This window comes from Streptomyces sp. NPDC020379 (assembly GCF_044387105.1).
In the GTDB taxonomy this organism is placed as follows: domain Bacteria; phylum Actinomycetota; class Actinomycetes; order Streptomycetales; family Streptomycetaceae; genus Streptomyces.
On sequence record NZ_JBIRVR010000005.1, the window covers coordinates 19,494 to 43,427 of the forward strand.

A 23,934-nucleotide genomic window follows, 5' to 3' on the forward strand; every position below is an offset into this window, starting at 1 on the left:
ATCCTCGTAGTCGGTCTTCGACCCTCAAGTCTGCCGTACGCCGCCGTGGCGTCAATGACAGAGTCGTGCCTCGTGCGCCGCGTGGCCGCCGGGCTCCAGCTGGAAGGTGCAGTGCTCGACGTCGAAGTGCTCGCCGAGACACCCCTGCAGGTCGTGGAGCATTTTCTCGTGTCCGGCCGAGTCCAGCGTCGCGTGGTCGACGACCACGTGCGCCGACAGCACCGGCATCCCGGATGTGATCGTCCACACATGAAGATCGTGCAGGTCGGCCACCCCCGGCAGCGCCATGATGTGTGACCGGATCTCGTCCATGTCGACGTTCTTGGGGGCCGCCTCCAGCAGGACGTCCAGCGCCTCCCGCAGCAGCTTGAGCGTGCGGGGCACGATCATCAGGCCGATCAGCAGGGACGCCACGGGGTCCGCCTGCGTCCAGCCCGTGGCCATGATGACCAGGGCGGAGATCACCACGGCCAGGGAGCCCAGGGCGTCCGAGAGGACCTCCAGGAACGCCCCGCGCACATTGAGGCTCTCCTTCTGGCCGCGCATCAGCAGGGCCAGCGAGATCAGGTTGGCCACCACACCGACCAGGCCGAAGACCACCGTCGTGCCGCCGGGCACCTCGGTGGGGCTGGCCAGCCGCTTGATCGCCTCGAAGAGGATGAAGCCGCCGACGCCGAGCAGCAGCAGACAGTTCAGCAGGGCGGCCAGGATCTCCGCACGGGCGTAGCCGTAGGTGCGGCGGCCGCCGGGCGGCCGGTTGGCGAAGTGGATCGCCACCAGCGCCATGCCCACCCCGACCGCGTCGGTCGCCATGTGCCCGGCGTCCGCGAGCAGCGCCAGCGAACCGGTCAGCGCGCTGCCGACGATCTCCGCGACGAGCACCGTCAGGGTGATGCCCAGCGCGATCCGCAGCCGGCCCCGGTAGGCCGCGGCGGCCGTGCCGGTCGCCCCGGGCGGGGGCCCGTGCGAATGGCCGTGGTCGTGCCCTGCGCCCATGGAAGCCGCCTTACGAAACGATGCCCGCTCGGCCGGCGGACGCCGGCCGAGCACCCAGTGAACTACGGGTGGGGGGTATCGGGCAACGCGGCACTGAACACCGTTGTCATGTGCTCTGACCTGCGACGATGCCTACAGTGGCGGCCATGGGTCCGACCTGCGGCGACCGGTCAGGAGCGGGCCTGCGGATGGTGGTGGCACCAGCCTTCCCAGGCCGAGGCGACCATGCTCCGCACCCCGTGCACCGGGCTCCAGCCGAGCTCCTTCGCGATCAGTTCGTTCGAGGCGACGACACGCGCCGGATCACCCGGACGGCGCGGCTCGACGACGGGCGCGGGCTCCGCGCGGCCGGTCACCTCGGCGATCAGGTCCGCCATCTCCCGTACGGACACACCACTGCCCGTGCCCACGTTCAGCGTGAGGTCGCCCGTGCCCGGCCGCTCCGCGAGCCGCCGGGCGGCCGCCAGGTGGGCGGTGGCCAGGTCCTCGATGTGGATGTAGTCACGGACACAGGTGCCGTCGGGTGTGTCGTAGTCGTCACCGAAGATGCGCGGGCTCTCGCCCCGCGTGAGCCGGTCGAACATCATCGGGATGATGTTGTAGACCCCGGTGTCGGCCAGCTCCGGCACGGCCGCGCCCGCCACGTTGAAATAGCGCAGGCACGCGGTGGACAGCCCGTGCGCGGCCCCGGTGGCGCGGACCAGCCACTCACCGGCGAGCTTGGTCTCGCCGTAGGGGTTCATCGGCAGGCACGGCGTCTCCTCCGTGACGAGGTCGACGTCCGGCATGCCGTAGACGGCGGCGGAGGAGGAGAAGACAAAGCTCCCGACGCCCGCCGCGACCACCGCCTCCAGCAGGACCGTCAGGCCGTGCAGGTTCTCCCGGTAGTACAGGAGCGGCTTCTCCACCGACTCCCCGACCTGCTTCTTCGCCGCCAGGTGCACCACACCGGTGACCTCCAGCCCGGCGAACGTGCGGTCCAGGAGCTCACGGTCCAGCACGGAGCCCCGCACCAGCGCGCACTCCGCGGGCAGCCGCCCGGCCACGCCCGTGGACAGGTCGTCCAGCACGGCGACGCGCTCCCCGGCGTCCACCATCGCCCGCGCCACGTGCGCCCCGATGTACCCGGCTCCACCTGTGATCAGCCATGTCATGTCGGCACCCTAATCCAGCCCGGGTAAGGGTCCTGTTCCCTTCACCTCTGTCCGCCCCCGCGGTGCCCCCTTCCGCACGCCTCCCGGAACCCCACAGGCGGCCCGGGCGTCCAGTCAGTGTCGGGGAAGCCCGGGCACACGTGCGGTGAACGGCACCTTCCGTTGATCCGATAGCCTCTGCCGACGTGCCCGCACGCCGCCCGCCCCCCAAGGCCGGCGCGTGCCACGCCCGCTGCCCGGACGCCCCGCGGACCGAGGCGGCCGCATCCGCTTCCAAGGAGTGAGTTCGTCTGTCGACCGCCATCGTCACCGGTTCGCCGCCCGTCGGCTCCTCCCTGGAGGAGGACCTGCGGTCCCTGGGCTTCGGCGTACGCGTGGCCGCTGACGCCGCCGCCGTCACCACCGAGCTCGCCGCCGTCCCCGCCGACGAGCGGGTCGCGGTCGTCGACGCCCGCTTCGTGGGCCACGTCCACGCCCTGCGCCTGGCGCTCACCGACCCCCGCTTCCCCGCCGCCGCGGTCGAGGGCGCGCTCACCGCGCGGCCCGAGGCCCGCGCCGCCCTGACGCGCGCGGCCACCGGAGCGGCCCTGCCGGACGACGGCCCCGAGGCCGCCCTGCCCGACGCCCTCGCCCACCGGCTGGAGGCCGAGGGCGTCGCCCTGCACCGCCCCGACCTCGGCGTCCTGGTCGCCACCGTGCCGGCCGACGCCGACATACGGGCCAAGGCCGAGGCCGACGTCCGGTCCGTCGACGACGAGGCCGTACGGCTGCGCTCCGCCGTGAAGTCCCGCGACGGCTTCTTCACCACCTTCTTCATCAGCCCGTACTCCCGCTACCTCGCGCGCTGGTGCGCCCGCCGCGGCCTGACCCCCAACCAGGTCACCACGGCCTCGCTGCTCACCGCCCTGATCGCGGCGGGCTGCGCGGCCACCGGCACCCGGCCCGGCTTCGTCGCCGCGGGCGTGCTGCTCCTCTTCTCCTTCGTCCTGGACTGCACGGACGGCCAGCTGGCCCGCTACTCCCTGCGGTACTCCACGCTCGGCGCCTGGCTCGACGCGACCTTCGACCGCGCCAAGGAATACGCCTATTACGCGGGCCTCGCCGTCGGCGCGGCCCGCGGCGGCGGCACCGACGACGTCTGGGCGCTCGCGCTGGGCGCGATGGTCCTCCAGACCTGCCGCCACGTCGTCGACTTCTCCTTCAACGAGGCCAACCACGACGCCGCGGCCAACACCAGCCCCACCGCCGCCCTCTCCGACCGGCTCGACAGCGTCGGCTGGACGGTCTGGGCCCGCCGCATGATCGTGCTGCCCATCGGCGAGCGCTGGGCGATGATCGCGGTCCTCACCGCCCTCACCACGCCCCGCGTCGTCTTCTGCGCGCTGCTCATCGGCTGCGCGCTGGCCGCCTGCTACACCACCGCGGGCCGCGTGCTGCGCTCCCTGACCAGGAAGGCCCGCCGCACCGACCGCGCCGCCCGGGCGCTCGCCGACCTCGCCGACTCCGGGCCCCTCGCACAGCTCGCGAGCCGCACGCTCGGCCGGACGATGGCGGCCGGCACCTACAGCGCCCCCTACTGGGCGCTGCTCGGGACCGCCGCGCTCTTCGTCTGGCCGCTGGTCGCGCACTCGGTGGGCACCTGGCGGGCCGTGCCGCAGGCCGTCGTCTACGCGATCCTCGCCGGAGTGGCCGTCGCGCACCCGCTCAAGGGCCCGCTCGACTGGCTCGTACCGCCGGTCTTCCGGGCCGCCGAGTACGGCATGATCCTCGCCCTCGCCGCCACCTCCGGCGCCCCCGGGGCCCTGCCCGCGGCTTTCGGCCTGGTGGCCGCGGTCGCCTACCATCACTACGACACGGTGTACCGCATCCGCGGTGGCACCGGGGCGCCCCCGCACTGGCTGGTGCGGGCGATCGGCGGGCACGAGGGACGGATCCTGGCGGTCTCGATCGCCGCCGCCCTGTGGCACGACCAAGGTTTCACGATCGCGCTGACGGTCCTCGCGACCGCCATCGCGCTCACGGTGCTCATCGAGAGCATCCGCTTCTGGGTGTCCTCCGGGGCGCCCGCAGTACACGACGAATCAGGAGAACCCGCATGATCGGCCTCGTGCTGGCCGCCGGCGCCGGACGGCGTCTGCGTCCCTACACCGACACTCTGCCCAAGGCCCTGGTGCCGGTGGACGGCGATACGACCATCCTCGACCTCACCCTGGCGAACTTCGCCGAGATCGGTCTGACCGAGGTCGCGATCATCGTGGGCTACCGCAAAGAGGCCGTGTACGCGCGCAAGGAGGCCCTGGAGGCCAAGTACGGCCTGAGCCTCACCCTGATCGACAACGACAAGGCCGAGGAGTGGAACAACGCCTACTCCCTGTGGTGCGGCCGCGACGCCCTCAAGGACGGCGTGATCCTCGCCAACGGTGACACCGTGCACCCGGTCTCCGTCGAGAAGACCCTGCTCGCCGCCCGCGGCAACGGCCAGAAGATCATCCTCGCCCTCGACACGGTCAAGCAGCTGGCCGACGAGGAGATGAAGGTCGTCGTGGACCCCGACAAGGGCGTCCAGCGGATCACCAAGCTGATGGACCCGGCCGAGGCGACCGGCGAGTACATCGGTGTCACCCTGATCGAGGGCGAGGCCGCCGCCGACCTGGCCGACGCCCTCAAGGTCACCTTCGAGCGCGACCCCGACCTCTACTACGAGGACGGCTACCAGGAGCTCGTCAACCGCGGCTTCAAGGTCGACGTGGCGCCCATCGGCGACGTCAAGTGGGTCGAGATCGACAACCACGACGACCTCGCCAAGGGCCGGGGGATCGCGTGCCAGTACTGACGAGGCTCATCCCCTCGCCGGTCGTCGTGGACATCCGCGCCGGAGCGCTGGACGACCTGGCCGGCGTCCTCGCCGACCAGCGGATCTCCAGCTCCGGCAAGCTGGCCATCGCCATCAGCGGCGGCTCCGGGGCGGTGCTGCGCGAGCGGCTCGCCCCGGCGCTGCCCGGCGCCACCTGGTACGAGGTCGGCGGCGGCACGCTGGACGACGCGATCAAGCTGGGCGACGCCATGAAGAAGGGGCACTACGACGCGGTCGTGGGCCTCGGCGGCGGCAAGATCATCGACTGCGCGAAGTACGCCGCCGCGCGGGTCGGCCTGCCGCTGGTGGCCGTCGCGACCAACCTGTCGCACGACGGCCTCTGCTCGCCGGTCGCCACCCTCGACAACGACGCGGGCCGCGGCTCCTACGGGGTGCCCAACCCCATCGCCGTGGTCATCGACCTCGACGTCATCCGCGAGGCCCCGGCCCGGTTCGTCCGGTCCGGCATCGGCGACGCGGTCTCCAACATCTCCTCCGTCGCGGACTGGGAGCTCTCCCACCGCGAGACGGGCGAGCCGATCGACGGCCTGGCCGCCGCCATGGCCCGGCAGGCCGGCGAGGCCGTGCTGCGCCACCCCGGCGGCGTCGGCGACGACAGCTTCCTCCAGGTGCTGGCCGAGGGCCTGGTCCTCACCGGCATCTCGATGTCGGTGGCCGGCGACAGCCGCCCCGCCTCGGGCGCCTGCCACGAGATCAACCACGCCTTCGACCTGCTCTACCCCAAGCGGGCCGCCAGCCACGGCGAGCAGTGCGGCCTCGGCGCCGCCTTCGCGATGTATCTGCGCGGAGCCCGCGCGGAGTCCGCGCTGATGGTCGAGGTGCTGCGCCGCCACGGGCTGCCGGTGCTGCCGCAGGAGATCGGTTTCAGCACCGAGGAGTTCGTGCGGGCCGTGGAGTTCGCCCCGCAGACCCGCCCCGGGCGCTACACGATCCTGGAGCACCTCGCCCTCTCCACCGACCAGATCAGGGACGCTTACGCCGACTATGCCAAAACCGTCACTAGCTGAACTCCGTCCGGTCGTACACCCCGGCGGCCTCAAGGACCGGCGCAGCGGTGAGCACTGGGCCGGGCGCCTGTACATGCGCGAGGTCTCGCTGCGCTGCACCCGGGTGCTGCTGAACAGCAGGCTCACACCCAATCAGTACACCGGCCTGATGATCCTCGCCGGCGTGGCGGCGGGCGCGGCCCTGCTGGTGCCGGGCCTCACCGGCGCGATCCTGGGCATGCTGCTCATCCAGCTGTATCTGCTGCTGGACTGCGTCGACGGCGAGCTCGCGCGCTGGCGCAAGGTCACCTCGACGACCGGTGTCTACCTCGACCGGGTGGGGCACTACCTCTCCGAGGCCGCTCTTCTGGTGGGTTTCGGCATCCGCGCGGCGGACGTCTTCCACAAGGACGGCGCCGCCACCCAGTGGCAGTGGGCGTTCCTCGGCACGGTCGCCGCGCTCGGCGCGATCCTGATCAAGGCCGAGACCGACCTGGTCGACGTGGCCCGCGCCCGCAGCGGTATGGCGGCCGTGGAGGACTCCGCGGCCACGCCCCGTTCGTCCGGCATGGCGCTGGCCCGCAAGGCCGCGGCCGCGCTGAAGTTCCACCGGCTCATCGGCGGCGTCGAGGCGTCGCTGGTGATCCTGGTGGCCGGCATCGCGGACTTCTTCCATCACGACCTGTTGTTCACCAGGATCGCGGTCGTCCTGCTCGCGGCCGTCGCCGTCCTGCAGACTGTGCTGCACCTCGTGTCCATCCTCGCTTCGAGCAGGCTCAAATGAGTGCCCCCTCACTGAAGGTCGGCGCGGTCGTCCTCACCATGGGGAACCGCCCCGCCGAGCTGCGCGCGCTGCTGGAGTCCGTGGCCAAGCAGGACGGCGATCCGATCGAGGTCGTCGTCGTCGGCAACGGCTCCCCGCTGCCCCCGCTCGCCGTGCCCGGACTCACGGTGCGGACGGTCGAGCTGTCCGAGAACGTCGGCATCCCGGCCGGCCGGAACGTCGGCATCGAGGCGTTCGGCCCCGCCGGGCGCGACGTCGACGTGCTGCTCTTCCTGGACGACGACGGACTGCTGCCGGGCCAGGACACGGCGGAGCTGTGCCGGCGGGCGTTCACGGACGACCCGCGGCTGGGCATCATCAGCTTCCGCATCGCCGACCCCGACACCGGGGTCACCCAGCGCCGCCACGTACCCCGGCTGCGCGCCTCGGACCCCTTGAGGTCCTCGCGGGTGACGACCTTCCTCGGGGGCGCCAACGCCGCCCGTACCCGGGTCTTCGCCGAGGTCGGCGGGCTGCCCGACGACTTCTTCTACGCGCACGAGGAGACCGACCTCGCCTGGCGCGCCCTCGACGCGGGCTGGATGATCGACTACCGCGCGGACATGGTGCTGCACCACCCGACGACGGCCCCGAGCCGGCACGCGGTCTACCACCGGATGGTCGCCCGCAACCGCGTCTGGCTGGCGCGGCGCAATCTGCCCGCCCCCCTTGTCCCGGTCTATGTGGGGGTGTGGCTGCTGCTGACCCTGGCGCGGCGGCCCTCGCTGCCCGCGCTGCGCGCCTGGTTCGGCGGCTTCCGGGAGGGCTGGTCGACGCCGTGCGGCCCACGCCGTCCCATGAAGTGGCGTACCGTGTGGCGCCTGACCCGACTGGGTCGCCCTCCCGTGATCTGACAAGCTCTTGTCGATGAGCATCAGGCGTGAACCGGGGCCCGGCCCCGGGAGCGCACCTTGAGGACGAAAGTGTCAACTGTGAGCGAGACAACGCACGACAGTGCGGTCGCCATGAGTGCCCCGCCGGCACCCGACGACGGACTCTCCGCCGCCGAGCTGGCCCAGAAGTACGGCCTGGCGGTGAGCGGTGCCCGGCCCGGGCTGGTGGAGTACGCGCGGCAGCTGTGGGACCGACGGCACTTCATCATCGCCTTCTCCCGCGCCAAGCTGACCGCTCAGTACAGCCAGGCCAAGCTGGGCCAGGTGTGGCAGGTGGCGACCCCGCTGCTGAACGCCACGGTGTACTTCCTGATCTTCGGCCTGCTGATGGGCCAGAGCAAGGGCATGGGCATCAAGACGTACATCCCGTTCCTGGTGACGGGCATCTTCGTCTTCACCTTCACCCAGAGCTCGGCGATGTCGGGCGTCCGGTCGATCTCCGGCAATCTGGGGCTGGTGCGGGCCCTGCACTTCCCCCGGGCGGCACTGCCGATCTCCTTCGCGCTGCAGCAGCTCCAGCAGCTGATGTTCTCGATGGTGGTGCTCTTCCTCTTCCTGCTCGGGTTCGGGCACACCCCGCAGCTGTCCTGGCTGCTGATCGTCCCGGTGCTGGCGCTGCAGTTCGTCTTCAACACCGGCCTGGCGATGATCCTGGCCCGCGCGGGCAGCAAGACCCCCGACCTGGCACAGCTGCTGCCGTTCATCCTGCGCACCTGGATGTACGCGTCCGGCGTGATGTACAACCTGGTCGAGGCGCTGAAGAAGCAGCACTCCCCGGGCTGGCTCATCGACGTGCTGAGCGCGAACCCGGCGGCCGTCTTCATCAACCTGATGCGTTCCTCCCTGATCAGCGGCCACGCCGCGCACAAGCACATCGACCTGCCGCCGCACGTGTGGGCGCTGGCGGTCGGCTGGTCGCTGCTGATCGGCCTCGGAGGCTTCGTGTTCTTCTGGAAGGCTGAGGAGCAGTACGGCCGTGGCTGAGCAGCACAGCGTCGCGAAGGCGCCCATGTCGACCTCCCAGGTGCCGACCGTGATCGCGGACGACGTGCACATCGTCTACCGCGTCTACGGCGGCAACACGGGCCGGGGCAGCGCCACCGCGGCCCTCAACCGGCTCGTCCGCCGCAAGCCCAACGCGGGCGTGCGCGAGGTGCACGCCGTCAAGGGTGTGAGCTTCACCGCCTACCGCGGCGAGGCGATCGGCCTCATCGGTTCCAACGGCTCCGGCAAGTCGACCCTCCTGAAGGCGATCGCCGGGCTGCTGCCCACCGAGCGCGGCAAGGTCTACACCGACGGCCAGCCCTCGCTGCTGGGCGTCAACGCGGCCATGATGAACGACCTCACCGGCGAGAAGAACGTGATGCTCGGCGGTCTGGCGATGGGCATGAGCCGGGAGCAGATCCGCGAGCGCTACCAGGAGATCGTCGACTTCTCGGGCATCAACGAGAAGGGCGACTTCATCACCCTGCCCATGCGCACCTACTCCTCCGGCATGGCGGCCCGCCTGCGGTTCTCCATCGCGGCGGCCAAGGACCACGACGTGCTGATGATCGACGAGGCGCTGGCCACCGGCGACCGGTCGTTCCAGAAGCGCTCCGAGGCCCGCGTCCGGGAGCTGCGCAAGGGCGCCGGCACGGTCTTCCTCGTGAGCCACAACAACCGGTCCATCCGCGACACCTGCGACCGCGTGCTCTGGCTCGAACACGGCCAGCTGCTCATGGACGGCCCCACGGAGGAAGTCGTACGGGCCTACGAGAAGGAGACGGCCCGCTAGTCCGGTGAGACCGGCAGCGCCCCCGAGGCCCCCGCTGTGACGCGTCCGGCGGGGGCCTTGACCTTTCCGTAACGATCAACTCACTTATTGACAGGGTTGATTCGTTCCCCGCGTGGCATTGTATGGATCAAGCACCTACCCGGGCGCGCGTCGGACACCTGTACGGCGTACGCTGTACCGTGCTGATTTGCGGAGAAGCGGGGCGATACCGGTGTATCTCCATCCGCTGAGCTGGCTCCGCGGCTGGTCGGCGGGAGGTGTCAAGGGGGGACCAGGGGGAGGTCTGTCCTGCGGCGTGTCCGAAATGGGATGTTCTGGGTCGGCAGTGTAGAACGGGAGATGTGACGGCAATGGCTACGGGAACTCTCCAGCTCCGAGGCGTGTCCGCCGTCCCCGGTCCGGGCAGCCCGCGGTGACGGCGGGGACGGACGCGCACGAGCGCGCCGTGCTCGACAAGGCCGCGCACGAGAACTTCCCCGTGGCGCCCTTCTTCGTGCCACGCGCTTGGCGGGACGATCTCATGGCCGTCTACGGTTTCGCCAGACTCGTGGACGACATCGGTGACGGCGATCTCGCCCCCGGCGGCCGCGACGCCGAACTGCTCGGCCTCCACCGTGAGCAGACCGGCGACCGTCTCGCCATGCTCGACGCCTTCGAGGCCGACCTGCGCCGGGTCTTCGACCGCTCCGGCACCGGACCGCGCCACCCCCTGCTGCTCCGCCTGCGGCCGACCGTCCACCGGTGCGGCCTGACCCCGGAGCCCTTCCTGGGCCTGGTCGAGGCGAACCGGCAGGACCAGCGCGTCCGCCGCTATGCCACCTACCAGGATCTGCTCGCCTATTGCGAGCTGTCCGCCAATCCTGTCGGCCGCCTGGTCCTGGGCATCACCGGCACAGCGAGCCCCGAGCGGATCCGCCGCTCGGACGCGGTCTGCACAGCTCTGCAGATCGTCGAACACCTGCAGGACGTCGCCGAGGACCTCGGGCGCGACCGCGTCTATCTCCCGGCCGAGGACATGAAACGGTTCCGCGTCGGCGAGGCCGACCTCGCCCGTCCCACCAGCGGCGCGTCGTTGCGCAGCCTGGTCGCGTACGAGGCGGAACGCGCCGGGGAACTGCTGAATGAAGGCACCCCCCTGGTGGGTAGCGTCCACGGCAGGTTGAAGCTGTTGCTCGCGGGGTTCGTGGGCGGGGGGAGGGCCGCGCTCAAAGCGGTTTCCGCCGCGGGATACGACGTACTGCCGGGACCGCCCAAGCCCACCAAGCTCAGCCTGCTGCGCGAGGTGGGAGCGACACTGCGAAGAGAGGGGTGAGCGGGACCGTGAACGGATCGCCAGACGCGTCCGCGCCGGTACTCGCCGCGTACAGCTACTGCGAGGCAGTCACCGGCCAGCAGGCCGGTAACTTCAGCTACGGCATCAGGCTTCTGCCGACCGCCAAGCGGCGCGCCATGTCCGCGCTGTACGCCTTCTCGCGGCGGGTCGACGACATCGGCGACGGCCCACTGGACGCGGAATCGAAGCGGCACCGGCTCGAGGAGACCCGGGCGCTGCTCGCCCGCATCAGGGAGGGCAAGGTCGAGGAGGACGACACCGACCCGGTGGCCGTCGCGCTCACCCATGCCGCGCGCCGCTTCCCGATCCCGCTCGGCGGGCTCGACGAGCTCATCGACGGTGTGCAGATGGACGTGCGCGGGGAGACCTATGAGACCTGGGACGACCTCGCGGCGTACTGCCGCTGTGTCGCGGGTGCCATCGGACGGCTCTCGCTCGGGGTGTTCGGCACCGTGCCAGGCGCACGGGATGCCGCGCGCGCCGCGGAGTACGCCGACACGCTCGGGCTCGCGCTTCAGCTGACCAACATCCTGCGCGACGTCCGCGAGGACGCGGCCAACGGCCGCACCTATCTGCCCTCCGACGACCTCGCCAAGTTCGGCTGCTCCGCGGGCTTCCACTCCGTGCGGCCGCCCGCCGGGTCCGACTTCACCGGGCTGGTGCACTTCGAAGTGCGGCGCGCTCGCGCGCTGTTCGCCGAGGGCACCAAGCTGCTGCCCATGCTCGACCGCCGCAGCGGCGCCTGTGTCGCCGCCATGTCGGGCATCTACCGCAGGCTCCTGGACCGCATCGCCCAGGACCCCGAGGCGGTGCTGCGCGGCCGGGTCTCGCTCCCCGGACGCGAGAAGGCATATGTCGCCGTGCGCGGCCTGTCCGGCCTCGACGCCCGGAGCGTCGACCGGCGGACCGCCGGGGGGCGCACTTGATGCCCCCTACTCCTACCGGTGGGCAGTGTGCAACCCTCCGGCGATCGCACACGTCACTCACAGCAGCCGAGGGGGTGGGCGCATGACGGCTCCACGGACGACGACGAGGTCCGGGCAGCGGCGCTCGGACGAGGAAGGCCGCCCGGTAGGCGCGGCCGCGGTGGTCATCGGCGGCGGCCTCGCCGGTGTCACCGCCGCGCTCGAACTCGCCGACGCCGGACTGCGGGTCACCCTCGTCGAGGGCCGCCCGCGGCTGGGCGGGCTCGCCTTCTCCTTCCGTCGTGGTGAACTGACGATCGACAACGGACAGCACGTCTATCTTCGCTGCTGCACCGCCTACCGGTGGTTCCTCGACCGCGTCGACGCCGCCGGACTCGCCCCGCTGCAACAGCGACTGGACGTCCCCGTGCTCGACGTCGGCCACTCCTCCGGGCGGCCGCGCCTCGGCCGGCTGCGCCGCGCGCAGCTGCCCGTGCCCCTGCACCTCGCCGCGAGCCTCGCCACCTACCCGCACCTCTCGCTCGCCGAGCGGGCCAAGGTCGGGCGCGCCGCGCTGGCCCTCGGCGGCCTCGACCTCGACGACCCCGCCCTGGACGGCGAGGACTTCGCGAGCTGGCTGCACCGCCACGGCCAGTCGGACCGCGCCATCGAGGCCCTGTGGGACCTCGTCGGCGTCGCCACGCTCAACGCCACCGCCGACCGGTCCTCGCTGGGCCTGGCCGCCAAGGTCTTCAAGACCGGGCTGCTGTCCGAGCCGGGCGCCGCCGACATCGGCTGGGCCCGCGTCCCGCTCGGCGAGCTGCACGACGTCCGCGCCCGCACCGCCCTCGACAAGGCCGGCGTGCGCACCGAGCTGCGCACCCGCGCCACCGCGATCACCCGGGCCGAGGACGGCGGCTGGCACGTCGGCATCGAGGCCGGACCGGGCGGCGCCGAGCGGCTCGCCGCCGCCACCGTCGTGCTCGCCGTGCCCCAGCGCGAGGCCCACGGCCTGCTGCCCGCGGGCGCGCTCGACGACCCCGACCGGCTGCTGGACATCGGCACCGCGCCGATCCTCAACCTCCACGTCGTATACGACCGCAAAGTCCTGCGCCAGCCGTTCTTCACGGCGCTGGGCTCGCCGGTGCAGTGGGTCTTCGACCGCACGGACTCCTCCGGACTCGGCGACCGCGCCGACGGCGGCCAGTACCTGGCCATCTCGCAGTCGGCCGCGCACGACGACATCGACCGGCCCGTCGCCGAGCTCCGCGAGCGCTATCTTCCCGAGCTGGAGCGCCTGCTGCCCGCGGCACGCGGCGCCGGCGTACGGGACTTCTTCGTGACCCGGGAGCGGACAGCGACGTTCGCCCCCACCCCGGGCGTCGGCCGGCTGCGGCCGCACGCCCCCACGAACGCGCCCGGCCTCTACCTGGCCGGTGCGTGGACCGCCACCGGCTGGCCCGCGACCATGGAGGGTGCTGTGCGCAGCGGTGTCAGCGCCGCCGGCGCGGCACTCTCCGAGCTCGGTCTCTCCCGCCGGAACCCCTTGTGGGAGGCGGCATGAACGAGGCGAGCCACCCAGGCGTGCCGCCCCGCGAAGGGGCGCGTACGAGCACGACCACCAGAGGAGAGACCGTGACTTCGGCGATCCCAGCTGTCGACACCGCAGGCGTCAACGCCCTGCTGGAGCGCGGACGGACGCTTGCCACGCCGGTGCTGCGTGCTGCCGTGAACCGGCTCGCACCGCCCATGGACACCGTCGCCGCCTATCACTTCGGCTGGATCGACGCCCAGGGCCGGCCGGCGCACGGCGACGGCGGCAAGGCCGTACGCCCCGCTCTCGCCCTGCTCTCGGCCGAGGCCGCCGGCGCCCGCCCCGAGGTGGGCATCCCCGGCGCCGTCGCCGTGGAGCTCGTGCACAACTTCTCGCTGCTCCACGACGACCTGATGGACGGCGACGAGCAGCGCAGGCACCGCGACACCGTATGGAAGGTGTACGGCCCCGAGCAGGCCATCCTGGTCGGTGACGCACTGTTCGCGCTCGCGAACGAGGTGCTGCTGGAGCTCGGCACCGTCGAGGCTGGGCGCGCCACCCGGCGCCTGACCACCGCCACCCGCAAGCTGATCGACGGTCAGGCCCAGGACATCTCCTACGAGCACCGCGAGCGGGTCACCGTCGAGGAGTGCCTGGAGATGGAGGGCAACAAGACGGGCGCCCTGCTCGCCTGCGCCGTCTCCATCGGCGCGGTCCTCGGTGGCGCCGACGACCGCACGGCCGACACCCTGGAGGCGTACGGCTACCACCTCGGCCTCGCCTTCCAGGCCGTGGACGACCTGCTCGGCATCTGGGGCGACCCGGAGGCCACCGGCAAGCAGACCTGGAGCGACCTGCGTCAGCGCAAGAAGTCGCTCCCGGTCGTCGCCGCGCTCGCGGCGGGCGGCCCGGCCTCGGCCCGGCTCGCCGACATCCTCGCCGCTGACGCCAAGCTCAGCGACGCCCAGTCCGCCGACTTCGACGAGGAAGAATTCGCCAGCCGCGCGGCGTTGATCGAGGAGGCGGGCGGCCGGGAGTGGACCTCCCAGGAAGCCCGCCGCCAGCACGCCACCGCTATCGAGGCGCTCAACGGAGTCGACATGCCCACCGAGGTCCGCGCGCAGCTCACCGCGCTCGCCGACTTCGTCGTCGTACGAAAGAGATGATCACCATTCACCCGATCTGACAGATCGCAGTCGCCGGCCGGCGCCTTGATGGAGCGTCGGCCGACGGAGCCCCCAGCACGGCAGAGAAGAAAGATCACTGCAAAAGGGGAAACCATGACAGCGACGACCGACGGAAGCACCGGGGCCCTCGCGCCCCGCGCAGCCGCGGCCAATGACAGCACCACAGCATCACCGCCGCTCCCGGCCGACGGGGCCACCGTCACGACGGCCGCCGAGCGGGCCACGGCCCGGGCCGTGGAACACCTCCTGGCCCGTCAGGACGCCGAGGGGTGGTGGAAGGGCGACCTGGCGACCAACGTCACCATGGACGCCGAAGACCTGCTGCTCCGTCAGTTCCTGGGGATCCAGGACGAGAAGACCACGCGGGCGGCGGCCCTCTTCATCCGGTCCGAGCAGCGGCCGGACGGCACCTGGGCCACCTTCCACGGCGGACCGGGAGAGCTCTCCGCCACCGTCGAGGCGTATGTCGCCCTGCGGCTCGCCGGGGACACCCCCGACGCCCCGCACATGGCCGCCGCCGCCGAGTGGATCCGCGCCCAGGGCGGCATCGCGGCCACCCGCGTCTTCACCCGGATCTGGCTCGCGCTCTTCGGCTGGTGGAAGTGGGACGACCTCCCCGAACTGCCGCCCGAGATCATGTATCTGCCGAAGTGGGTCCCGCTCAACATCTACGACTTCGGCTGCTGGGCCCGGCAGACCATCGTGCCACTGACCGTCGTCTCGGCGAAGCGCCCCGTACGGCCGGCGCCATTCGCCCTCGACGAGCTGCACACCGACCCCGCGCGGCCCAACCCGCCGCGCCCACTGGCGCCCGTCGCCAGCTGGGACGGTGTCTTCCAGCGCCTGGACAAGGCGCTCCACCAGTACCGGAAGTTCCCGCTCCGCAGAGTGCGCCGCAAGGCGCTCGACGCGGCCGCCCGGTGGATCATCGAGCGGCAGGAGAACGACGGCTGCTGGGGCGGCATCCAGCCACCCGCGGTCTACTCCGTCATCGCCCTCCACCTCCTCGGCTACGACCTCGACCACCCCGTGCTCCGCGCCGGGCTGGAGTCGCTGGACCGTTTCGCCGTCTGGCGGGAGGACGGCTCGCGGATGATCGAGGCTTGTCAGTCGCCCGTCTGGGACACCTGCCTCGCCGCCATCGCGCTGGCCGACGCCGGGGTGCCGGCCGACCACCCGGCGCTCGTCAAGGCCGCGGACTGGATGCTGGACGAGCAGATCCACCGGCCCGGGGACTGGGTCGTGCGACGGCCCGAACTCACCCCGGGCGGCTGGGCGTTCGAGTTCCACAACGACAACTACCCCGACATCGACGACACCGCCGAGGTGGTCCTCGCGCTCAAGCGCATCGCGCACCCCGACCCCGTACGGGTCGAGGCCGCGATCCGGCGCGCGGCCCGCTGGAACCTCGGGATGCAGTCGAGGAACGGCGCCTGGGGCGCCTTCGACGCCGACAACACCAGCCCCTTCCCCAACCGGCTGCCGTTCTGCGACTTCGGCGAGGTCGTCGACCCGCCGTCCGCGGATGTCACGGCGCATGTGGTGGAGATGCTGGCGGTCCTCGGGCAGCAGCACCACCCGCGCACCCGGCGCGGCATCGAGTGGCTGCTCGCCGAACAGGAGGAGAACGGCGCCTGGTTCGGCCGCTGGGGCGTCAACTACGTCTACGGCACCGGCTCGGTGCTGCCCGCCCTGGCCGCCGCGGGCATCCCCGCCTCCCACCCGGCCGTCCGCCGGGCGGTGCGCTGGCTGGAGAGCGTGCAGAACGCCGACGGCGGCTGGGGCGAGGACCTGCGCTCCTACCGCGACCCCGAGTGGATCGGGCGCGGCGCCTCCACCCCCTCGCAGACGGCGTGGGCGCTGATGGCCCTGCTGTCGGCGGGGGAGCGGGAGAGCAAGGCCGTCGAGCGCGGTGTCGCGTATCTCGTGGAGACCCAGACCGAGGACGGCACCTGGGACGAGCCGTACTTCACCGGTACCGGGTTCCCCTGGGACTTCTCCATCAACTATCACCTCTACCGGCAGGTGTTCCCCGTCACGGCGCTCGGCCGCTATGTGCACGGGGAGCCCTTCACCGCGAACCGCCGGGAGGCGTGATGACCACGGGCACGGGTCCTGCGTCCGCACCGCTGCTGATCGCCTGCGCGCTCGGCATCGAGCGCCTCGCCCTGCGCGGCGGCGGCCTCGGCGGTGCGGCCGGACCCGTGACCGTGCTGCGCACCGGCATGGGCCCGCACGCCGCGGACCAGGCCGTCACGCGAGCGCTCGGTGACGGCACGGCCATGCGGGACGCGGCCGTGATCGCCACCGGATTCTGCGCCGGCCTGGCCCCCGGGATGCACCCCGGGGATCTGGTCGTCGCCGACGAGACACACGACCGCGAGGGCCGCACCGAGTGCTCCGGCGTCGAGCTGCTCGCCAAGGAGCTCGCCCGGGCGGTGCCCAAGCGCGTCATCCACACTGGCCCGCTCGTGGGCTCGGACCACGTCGTACGGGGCGCGGAACGCTCGGCGCTGCACGCCGCGGGCGCGATCGCGGTGGACATGGAGTCCGCCGCCACGCTCCGGAGCGCCGTACGGATGGGCCCGCGCCCCGTTGCGGCCGTCCGGGTGGTCGTGGACGCTCCAGAACATGAACTCGTACGAATCGGGACGTTGCGGGGTGGAATATCAGCCTTCCGGGTGCTCCGCACCGTCCTTCCCGCATTTATCGAATGGCACCGATCTTTACTGCTCCCCAGGAGGTGAGCCAGATGGCCATGCCGCTCCGTCAGTCCATCCGGGTGGGTACCTACCTTTTTGAACAGAAGCTCCGCAAGCGCGCGAAGTTCCCCCTGATCGTGGAACTCGAACCGCTCTTCGCGTGCAACTTGAAGTGCGAGGGCTGCGGCAAGATCCAGCACCCGGCCGGCGTGCTCAAGCAGCGCATGCCCGTCGCCCAGGCGGTGGGCGCCGTGCTGGAATCCGGCGCGCCGATGGTGTCCATCGCCGGTGGCGAGCCCTTGATGCACCCGCAGATCGATGAAATCGTCCGGCAGCTCGTCGCCAAGCGCAAATATGTCTTCCTGTGCACCAACGCGTTGTTGATGCGCAAGAAGATGGACAAATTCACCCCCTCCCCCTACTTCGCGTTCGCGGTGCACATCGACGGGCTGCGCGAGCGGCACGACGAATCCGTTGCGAAGGAAGGCGTCTTCGACGAGGCGGTGGAGGCGATCAAGGAGGCCAAGCGGCGTGGCTTCCGGGTGACCACCAACTCCACTTTCTTCAACACCGACACCCCGCAGACCATCGTCGACGTGCTCGACTTCCTCAACGACGAGCTCCAGGTCGACGAGATGATGCTCTCGCCCGCCTACGCCTACGAGAAGGCTCCCGACCAGGACCACTTCCTGGGTGTCGAGCAGACCCGCGAGCTCTTCAAGAAGGCGTTCTCCGGCGGTAACCGCGCCCGCTGGCGGCTCAACCACAGCCCGCTCTTCCTGGATTTCCTGGAGGGCAAGGTCGATTTCCAGTGCACCGCCTGGGCGATTCCCAACTACTCCCTCTTCGGCTGGCAGCGCCCCTGCTATCTGATGAGCGACGGCTATGTGCCGACGTACCGGGAGCTGATCGAGGAGACCGACTGGGACAAGTACGGACGCGGCAAGGACCCCCGCTGCGACAACTGCATGGCGCACTGCGGCTATGAGCCCACGGCGGTCCTCGCCACCATGGGGTCGCTGAAGGAGTCGCTGCGCGCGGTCCGCGAGAGCGTCGCCGGAAACCGGAGCTGATCGCCATGGGATCCTCGGAGCCGGTCTCTCTGGGGCTCCCCGGCGTTCCGGCCCGGCCGCTCGCGAAGCGCCGCACCTCGCGGCGCATCCAGGTCGGGCCGGTCGCGGTCGGCGGGGGAGCACCGGTGTCGGTGCAGTCGATGACCACGACCGTGACGGCCGACGTCGGCGCCACGCTCCAGCAGATCGCGGAGCTCACGGCGGCGGGCTGTCAGATCGTGCGGGTGGCGTGTCCCTCGCAGGACGACGCCGAGGCGCTGCCGGTGATCGCGAAGAAGTCACAGATCCCGGTCATCGCGGACATCCACTTCCAGCCGAAGTACGTCTTCGCCGCGATCGACGCGGGCTGTGCGGCGGTGCGGGTGAACCCGGGCAACATCCGCCAGTTCGACGACAAGGTGCGTGAGATCGCCAAGGCGGCCTCCGACGCGGGCACCCCGATCCGGATCGGCGTCAACGCCGGTTCCCTGGACCGGCGGCTGCTGGAGAAGTACGGCAAGGCCACGCCCGAGGCGCTGGTGGAGTCCGCGCTGTGGGAGGCGTCCCTCTTCGAGGAGCACGGCTTCCGCGACATCAAGATCTCGGTCAAGCACAACGACCCGGTCGTCATGATCAATGCCTACCGGCAGCTGGCCGCCCAGTGCGACTACCCCCTCCACCTCGGCGTGACGGAGGCGGGCCCGGCGTTCCAGGGCACCATCAAGTCGGCCGTGGCCTTCGGGGCGTTGCTCTCGGAGGGGATCGGGGACACGATCAGGGTCTCCCTGTCGGCCCCGCCCGCCGAGGAGATCAAGGTCGGCACGCAGATCCTGGAGTCGCTCGGGCTGCGGGAGCGCCGCCTGGAGATCGTCTCGTGTCCCTCCTGCGGCCGGGCGCAGGTGGACGTGTACAAGCTGGCGGACGAGGTGACCGCCGGCCTGGAGGGCATGGAGGTGCCGCTGCGGGTCGCCGTCATGGGCTGCGTGGTCAACGGCCCGGGCGAGGCGCGCGAGGCGGACCTGGGCGTGGCCTCCGGCAACGGCAAGGGCCAGATCTTCGTCAAGGGCGAGGTCGTCAGGACCGTTCCCGAGTCGAAGATCGTGGAGACGCTGATCGACGAGGCGATGAGGATCGCCGCGGACATGGCGGCGGCGGGCGTCGCCTCCGGTGTACCCGACGTCACCGTCGGCTGACCGCCGGAGGCGTACCGCGGGGGAAACAGGGGCCGAGGCGGCAAGCCCGGCCCAGGCCGAGAGAAGAGGAGGGGGCTCGCGTGTCGTTGCTGGAGAACATCCGCGGTCCGCGTGACCTGAAGGCGCTGGACGGCGAAGACCTGACCGAACTGGCCGGGGAGATCCGCCACTTCCTGGTGCACGCCGTGGCCAGGACCGGAGGACACCTCGGACCCAACCTCGGCGTGGTGGAGCTCTCCATCGCACTGCACCGCGCCTTCGACTCCCCGGCCGACCGCATCCTGTGGGACACCGGCCACCAGTCGTACGTGCACAAGCTGCTCACCGGCCGCCAGGACTTCTCGAAGCTGCGCGGCAAGGGAGGGCTCTCCGGCTATCCCTCGCGCGAGGAGTCCGAGCACGACGTCATCGAGAACAGCCACGCCTCCACCGTGCTCGGCTGGGCCGACGGCCTCGCCAAGGCCAACCAGGTGCTCGGCCGCTGGAACCGCCACGTCGTCGCCGTCATCGGTGACGGCGCGCTGACCGGCGGTATGGCGTGGGAGGCCCTCAACAACATAGCCGCCGCCCGCGACAGGCCGCTGATCATCGTCGTCAACGACAACGAACGCAGCTACGCGCCCACCATCGGCGGCCTCGCCGACCACCTCGCCACCCTCCGCACCACCGACGGCTACGAACGCTTCCTGTCCTGGGGCAAGGACGCCGTCCAGGGGCTGCCCGTCGTGGGCAAGCCGCTCTACGAATCGCTGCACGGCGCGAAGAAGGGCTTCAAGGACGCCTTCGCCCCGCAGGGCATGTTCGAGGACCTCGGGCTGAAGTACCTCGGGCCGATCGACGGGCACGACATCGAGGCCGTCGAATCGGCACTGCGCCGGGCCAAGCGCTTCCACGGCCCCGTCCTCGTCCACTGCCGCACCGAGAAGGGCCGCGGCTACCAGCCCGCCCTGGAGGACGAGGCGGACCGCTTCCACACCGTCGGCGTGATGAACTCGCTCACCGGCGAGCCCCTGGTCGCCTCCGCGGGCCGGTCCTGGACCTCGGTCTTCGGCGACGAGATGCTGAGGATCGGCGCCGAGCGGCCCGACGTGGTCGCGATCACCGCCGCGATGCTCCACCCCGTGGGCCTGACCCGGTTCGCCCAGGCGTACCCGGACCGCGTGTGGGACGTCGGGATCGCGGAGCAGCACGCGGCGACGTCGGCGGCCGGTCTGGCGACGGGCGGGCTGCACCCGGTCTTCGCGGTGTACGCGACGTTCCTCAACCGGGCCTTCGACCAGGTGCTGATGGATGTGGCGCTGCACAAGTGCGGTGTCACCTTCGTGCTGGACCGGGCCGGGGTCACCGGCACCGACGGCGCCTCGCACAACGGCATGTGGGACATGTCGATCCTCCAGGTCGTGCCCGGCCTGCGGATCGCCGCCCCCCGCGACGCCGACCAGCTGCGCGCCCAGCTGCGCGAGGCCCTGGACGTCAGCGACGCCCCGACCGTCGTGCGCTACCCCAAGGAGACCGTGGGCGAGGCCGTCCCGGCGCTCGACCGGGTCGGCGGCATGGATGTGATCGCCCGCTCCGGCACCGCCGAGCCGGAGGTGCTGCTCGTCGCCGTCGGCACCATGGCCCAGGTCTGCCTCCAGGCGGCCGACCTGCTCGCCGCCCGCGGCACCCCCTGCACCGTCGTCGACCCGCGCTGGGTCAAGCCCGTCGACGCGGCCCTGCCCGCCTTCGCCGAACGGCACAGGATCGTCGCCGTCGTGGAGGACAACAGCCGCACCGGCGGCGTCGGCTGGGCCGTCGCCCAGGCTCTGCGCGACGCCGAGATCGACGTCCCCGTGCGCACCTTCGGTATCCCCGAGCAGTTCCTGCCCCACGCCAAGCGCGGCGAGGTCCTGGCCGACCTGGGCCTCACCCCCGCCGAGATCGCCGGCCGGATCAGCGCCGCCCTGGCCCGTAAGGAGGCCGCGGCGGCGGACCCGGCCCGTAAGGAGAACGACGCATGACACCCGACGGCACCGACGGCGCGAAGGGATTCGACCTCACCCGGCTCCTCGCCGAGCGCGGCGGCGAGCGCTACGAGCTGCACGCCCGCCACCTCAACCACCAGCTGCCCCGCATGCTGCACACCATCGGCTTCGACAAGGTCTACGAACGGGCCGAAGGGGCCTACTTCTGGGACGCCGACGGGCAGGACTACCTCGACATGCTCGCCGGCTTCGGGGTGATGGGCGTCGGCCGCCACCACCCCGTGGTCCGCAAGGCCCTGCACGACGTCCTCGACGCCTCGCTCGCCGACCTCACCCGCTTCGACTGCCAGCCGCTGCCCGGCCTCCTCGCCGAGAAGCTGCTGTCGTACACCCCGCACCTGGACCGGGTGTTCTTCGGCAACAGCGGCACCGAAGCCGTCGAGACCGCGCTGAAGTTCGCCCGCTACGCCGCCGGGCGGCCACGGATCCTCTACTGCGCGCATGCCTTCCACGGCCTGACGACGGGCTCGCTGTCCGTCAACGGCGAGGACGGCTTCCGCGACGGCTTCGCCCCGTTGCTGCCCGACACCGCGATCCCGCTCGGCGACCTCGACGCCCTGGAGAGAGAGCTGCGCCGCGGTGACGTGGCCGCCTTCGTCGTCGAACCCATCCAGGGCAAGGGTGTCCACGAACCACCGCCCGGCTTCCTCCGCCAGGCGCAGGAACTGCTGCGCCGGCACAAGGCCCTGCTCATCGCCGACGAGGTGCAGACCGGCATCGGCCGCACCGGCGACTTCTACGCCTACCAGCACGAGGACGGCGTCGAGCCGGACCTGGTGTGCGTCGCCAAGGCGCTGTCCGGCGGTTACGTGCCCGTCGGCGCGACCCTCGGCAAGGACTGGATCTTCAAGAAGGTCTACTCCTCCATGGACCGGGTGCTGGTCCACTCGGCCAGTTTCGGCTCCAACGCCCAGGCCATGGCCGCGGGTCTGGCCGTGCTGTCCGTCATGGAGGACGCCGAGGTCGTGGCCAACGCCCGGCACACGGGCGACCTGCTGCGGACGCGGCTGGCGGCGCTGGTCGACAAGTACGAGCTGCTGCACGACGTGCGCGGCCGCGGCCTGATGATCGGCATCGAGTTCGGCAAGCCCAAGTCACTGGGCCTGCGCAGCCGCTGGGCGATGCTCCAGGCGGCCCGCAAGGGCCTGTTCGCGCAGATGGTCGTGGTGCCCCTGCTCCAGAAGCACCGCATCCTCACCCAGGTCTCCGGCGACCACCTGGAGGTCATCAAGCTCATCCCGCCACTGATCATCGGCGAGCCCGAGGTGGACCGCTTCGTGAACGCGTTCACCGCCGTCATGGACGACGCGCACGCGGGCGGCGGGCTGATGTGGGACTTCGGCCGCACGCTGGTCAAGCAGGCGGTGGCGAACCGGTAGGCGGTGGGCGGGGCGTCCTCGTCCGATGTCCGATGTTGTGTCTGCTTCTCCCGGGGCGGAGAAGCAGACATCTCGTGCGGCGGTGCGCCCTGGCAGACGGAGGGCAGCCGGCGCGTGTTCGTGGGGGCTGCCCTGCCCGCCCTTCGGTGGCTCGCCGGAGTGGCTGACGCTTGAGCCGCGTGATCCGCTGGGCCGTACAGGAATCGTGCGGCAAGAGGTGGACAGGTGAAGGCTCGGATCGGCTGCACCGCGTGGATCCGCGGTATTTCCCCTCCTGACAGGGGCGCCGGCTGTCGGCGTACGCGGTCTCACCTCTGAGGGGCCGAGGCGTGTCCGGCGGATCGCATGAGGCATCCCCGTAGGGCGTGCTGATCAGCCGCCCTGGCCGGCGCTTCCGATCGGGCCGACCTTCACCGGGGAGCCGGGGTTGTCCGTGACGGGCAGCGTGGCGCCGCCCGGCCAGGGGAGGGTGACCGTCTTCGTCTCGTTCGGCGGGGTCACCAGCAGCCCCGTGACGCGGACGCCGGAGCCGCCCGACTTGTTGACCGGGTAGTCGATGCCGAAGAACGTCGACTGCCCGTTCTTGAGAACGGTCGCGGGGGCCTGCTCACCGGTGCGCTTGGCGGACAGCGTCCCCGAGTTGGTCTTCAGGTCGACGCCCGCGTACCCGGATATCGCGCAGCTGTGGCCGCTCCGGTTCTTCAGCCGCACCGTGACGGTGCCGTCGGGATCGCCGCCGATGGTGCTGTCCTTCGCCGTGATCTCCAGCTCGTCGGTGCGGCACTTGGCGAGCTTGCCGCTCTCCTTGGCGCCGGTCCCGGCGGCCGTGCCCTGTCCGCCGGAGCTCTTCCCACCGGACCCCTTTCCGGCGGGGTCCTTCCCGCCGCCCTGATCCGGACCGCCCGAGTTCGGACCGCCCGCGTTCGCACCGTTCGAGCCCGATCCGCCGCCCGAGGAGGCCGCGGAGGAAGCGGACGACGGGTCGCTCTTTCCCGTGCCACCGCCGTCGCTCTGACAGGCCGTGAGCGAGAGACCGGCGGCAACGGCCAGGGCGGCGAAGGTGAGCTTGTGAACGCGCATCGTTTCTTCCTCGGCATCGGTGGGGGTGTCGGCCGCTCGCT

At 71.4% G+C, this 23,934-nt stretch carries 20 protein-coding genes; 17 read left to right on the top strand and 3 right to left on the bottom strand.

The features are described 5' to 3' along the window. Positions 1 to 51: 51 nt before the first annotated feature. Together ACH427_RS08245 and galE are read right to left on the bottom strand one after the other, a co-directional pair. Positions 52 to 996, bottom strand: coding sequence for a cation diffusion facilitator family transporter (locus ACH427_RS08245; protein WP_398868615.1), 945 nt, complete (start codon positions 994 to 996; stop codon positions 52 to 54). A 170-nt stretch (positions 997 to 1,166) separates the two neighbouring features. Then, positions 1,167 to 2,150, bottom strand: a complete 984-nt coding sequence (gene galE, locus ACH427_RS08250; RefSeq protein ID WP_398868616.1) for a UDP-glucose 4-epimerase GalE — start codon at positions 2,148 to 2,150, stop codon at positions 1,167 to 1,169. A gap of 290 nt (positions 2,151 to 2,440) precedes the next feature. Between galE and ACH427_RS08255 the strand changes: the two genes are divergently transcribed. From ACH427_RS08255 to ACH427_RS08335, 17 genes are all read left to right on the top strand, one after another. Then, entirely contained in the window at positions 2,441 to 4,249 is a 1,809-nt protein-coding gene (locus tag ACH427_RS08255) for a DUF5941 domain-containing protein (protein WP_398868897.1), read from the top strand. Further along, complete coding sequence (locus ACH427_RS08260) at positions 4,246 to 4,983, top strand: phosphocholine cytidylyltransferase family protein (RefSeq protein WP_356289084.1); 738 nt, start codon at positions 4,246 to 4,248, stop codon at positions 4,981 to 4,983. The genes ACH427_RS08255 and ACH427_RS08260 overlap by 4 nt, the downstream gene beginning before the upstream one ends. Next, the gene (locus tag ACH427_RS08265; RefSeq protein WP_398868617.1) at positions 4,971 to 6,032 is read left to right on the top strand and encodes an iron-containing alcohol dehydrogenase family protein; all 1,062 of its coding nucleotides are present in this window, start codon (positions 4,971 to 4,973) and stop codon (positions 6,030 to 6,032) included. Before ACH427_RS08260 ends, ACH427_RS08265 begins: the two co-directional genes overlap by 13 nt. After that, the gene (locus ACH427_RS08270) at positions 6,010 to 6,795 is read left to right on the top strand and encodes a CDP-alcohol phosphatidyltransferase family protein (protein ID WP_398868618.1); all 786 of its coding nucleotides are present in this window, start codon (positions 6,010 to 6,012) and stop codon (positions 6,793 to 6,795) included. Before ACH427_RS08265 ends, ACH427_RS08270 begins: the two co-directional genes overlap by 23 nt. Continuing rightward, entirely contained in the window at positions 6,792 to 7,688 is an 897-nt protein-coding gene (locus ACH427_RS08275; RefSeq protein WP_398868619.1) for a glycosyltransferase family 2 protein, read from the top strand. The genes ACH427_RS08270 and ACH427_RS08275 overlap by 4 nt, the downstream gene beginning before the upstream one ends. Before the next feature lie 78 nt (positions 7,689 to 7,766). Continuing rightward, entirely contained in the window at positions 7,767 to 8,711 is a 945-nt protein-coding gene (locus ACH427_RS08280; protein ID WP_398868620.1) for an ABC transporter permease, read from the top strand. Positions 8,712 to 8,736: 25 nt separating this feature from the next. Next, positions 8,737 to 9,504: an ABC transporter ATP-binding protein gene (locus tag ACH427_RS08285; RefSeq protein ID WP_361527211.1), complete on the top strand. Its 768-nt coding sequence runs from the start codon at positions 8,737 to 8,739 to the stop codon at positions 9,502 to 9,504. 445 nt (positions 9,505 to 9,949) lie between these two features. Continuing rightward, positions 9,950 to 10,816: a squalene synthase HpnC gene (hpnC, locus tag ACH427_RS08290; RefSeq protein WP_398868898.1), complete on the top strand. Its 867-nt coding sequence runs from the start codon at positions 9,950 to 9,952 to the stop codon at positions 10,814 to 10,816. Next, the gene (hpnD, locus tag ACH427_RS08295; RefSeq protein WP_398868621.1) at positions 10,813 to 11,763 is read left to right on the top strand and encodes a presqualene diphosphate synthase HpnD; all 951 of its coding nucleotides are present in this window, start codon (positions 10,813 to 10,815) and stop codon (positions 11,761 to 11,763) included. Before hpnC ends, hpnD begins: the two co-directional genes overlap by 4 nt. An 82-nt stretch (positions 11,764 to 11,845) precedes the next feature. After that, positions 11,846 to 13,306, top strand: a complete 1,461-nt coding sequence (gene hpnE, locus ACH427_RS08300) for a hydroxysqualene dehydroxylase HpnE (RefSeq protein ID WP_398868622.1) — start codon at positions 11,846 to 11,848, stop codon at positions 13,304 to 13,306. A gap of 71 nt (positions 13,307 to 13,377) precedes the next feature. Continuing rightward, a complete protein-coding gene (locus ACH427_RS08305; protein ID WP_398868623.1) occupies positions 13,378 to 14,442 on the top strand; it encodes a polyprenyl synthetase family protein in 1,065 nt (354 codons plus the stop codon). 114 nt (positions 14,443 to 14,556) lie between these two features. Further along, the gene (gene shc, locus ACH427_RS08310; protein ID WP_398868624.1) at positions 14,557 to 16,560 is read left to right on the top strand and encodes a squalene--hopene cyclase; all 2,004 of its coding nucleotides are present in this window, start codon (positions 14,557 to 14,559) and stop codon (positions 16,558 to 16,560) included. Further along, complete coding sequence (locus ACH427_RS08315) at positions 16,560 to 17,210, top strand: 1-hydroxy-2-methyl-2-butenyl 4-diphosphate reductase (protein WP_398868625.1); 651 nt, start codon at positions 16,560 to 16,562, stop codon at positions 17,208 to 17,210. The genes shc and ACH427_RS08315 overlap by 1 nt, the downstream gene beginning before the upstream one ends. Positions 17,211 to 17,215: 5 nt before the next feature. Beyond that, positions 17,216 to 18,238 carry an adenosyl-hopene transferase HpnH gene (gene hpnH, locus ACH427_RS08320; RefSeq protein ID WP_398868626.1) on the top strand — a complete coding sequence of 341 codons (1,023 nt, stop codon included), beginning with the start codon at positions 17,216 to 17,218 and terminating at the stop codon, positions 18,236 to 18,238. A gap of 5 nt (positions 18,239 to 18,243) precedes the next feature. Next, the gene (gene ispG / locus ACH427_RS08325; RefSeq protein WP_398868627.1) at positions 18,244 to 19,410 is read left to right on the top strand and encodes a flavodoxin-dependent (E)-4-hydroxy-3-methylbut-2-enyl-diphosphate synthase; all 1,167 of its coding nucleotides are present in this window, start codon (positions 18,244 to 18,246) and stop codon (positions 19,408 to 19,410) included. An 80-nt stretch (positions 19,411 to 19,490) separates the two neighbouring features. Beyond that, complete coding sequence (dxs, locus tag ACH427_RS08330; protein ID WP_398868628.1) at positions 19,491 to 21,410, top strand: 1-deoxy-D-xylulose-5-phosphate synthase; 1,920 nt, start codon at positions 19,491 to 19,493, stop codon at positions 21,408 to 21,410. Continuing rightward, positions 21,407 to 22,813 carry an aspartate aminotransferase family protein gene (locus ACH427_RS08335; RefSeq protein WP_398868629.1) on the top strand — a complete coding sequence of 469 codons (1,407 nt, stop codon included), beginning with the start codon at positions 21,407 to 21,409 and terminating at the stop codon, positions 22,811 to 22,813. Before dxs ends, ACH427_RS08335 begins: the two co-directional genes overlap by 4 nt. A gap of 372 nt (positions 22,814 to 23,185) precedes the next feature. On the opposite strand, the gene ACH427_RS08340 is transcribed toward ACH427_RS08335, so the two are convergent. After that, a complete protein-coding gene (locus ACH427_RS08340) occupies positions 23,186 to 23,893 on the bottom strand; it encodes a DUF4232 domain-containing protein (RefSeq protein WP_398868630.1) in 708 nt (235 codons plus the stop codon). Positions 23,894 to 23,934 lie beyond the last annotated feature (41 nt).

What these genes read in the sequence shown, in the direction of transcription:
- ACH427_RS08335 (WP_398868629.1), top strand. Translation starts at nt 21,407, where the DNA reads ATGACACCCGACGGCACCGACGGCGCGAAGGGATTCGACCTCACCCGG.
- ACH427_RS08315 (WP_398868625.1), top strand. Translation starts at nt 16,560, where the DNA reads ATGACCACGGGCACGGGTCCTGCGTCCGCACCGCTGCTGATCGCCTGC.
- ACH427_RS08245 (WP_398868615.1), bottom strand. Translation starts at nt 996, where the DNA reads ATGGGCGCAGGGCACGACCACGGCCATTCGCACGGGCCCCCGCCCGGG.
- ACH427_RS08285 (WP_361527211.1), top strand. Translation starts at nt 8,737, where the DNA reads ATGTCGACCTCCCAGGTGCCGACCGTGATCGCGGACGACGTGCACATC.
- hpnE (WP_398868622.1), top strand. Translation starts at nt 11,846, where the DNA reads ATGACGGCTCCACGGACGACGACGAGGTCCGGGCAGCGGCGCTCGGAC.
- ACH427_RS08340 (WP_398868630.1), bottom strand. Translation starts at nt 23,893, where the DNA reads ATGCGCGTTCACAAGCTCACCTTCGCCGCCCTGGCCGTTGCCGCCGGT.
- ACH427_RS08275 (WP_398868619.1), top strand. Translation starts at nt 6,792, where the DNA reads ATGAGTGCCCCCTCACTGAAGGTCGGCGCGGTCGTCCTCACCATGGGG.
- shc (WP_398868624.1), top strand. Translation starts at nt 14,557, where the DNA reads ATGACAGCGACGACCGACGGAAGCACCGGGGCCCTCGCGCCCCGCGCA.
- ACH427_RS08270 (WP_398868618.1), top strand. Translation starts at nt 6,010, where the DNA reads ATGCCAAAACCGTCACTAGCTGAACTCCGTCCGGTCGTACACCCCGGC.
- ACH427_RS08260 (WP_356289084.1), top strand. Translation starts at nt 4,246, where the DNA reads ATGATCGGCCTCGTGCTGGCCGCCGGCGCCGGACGGCGTCTGCGTCCC.
- galE (WP_398868616.1), bottom strand. Translation starts at nt 2,150, where the DNA reads ATGACATGGCTGATCACAGGTGGAGCCGGGTACATCGGGGCGCACGTG.
- ispG (WP_398868627.1), top strand. Translation starts at nt 18,244, where the DNA reads ATGGGATCCTCGGAGCCGGTCTCTCTGGGGCTCCCCGGCGTTCCGGCC.
- hpnH (WP_398868626.1), top strand. Translation starts at nt 17,216, where the DNA reads ATGGCCATGCCGCTCCGTCAGTCCATCCGGGTGGGTACCTACCTTTTT.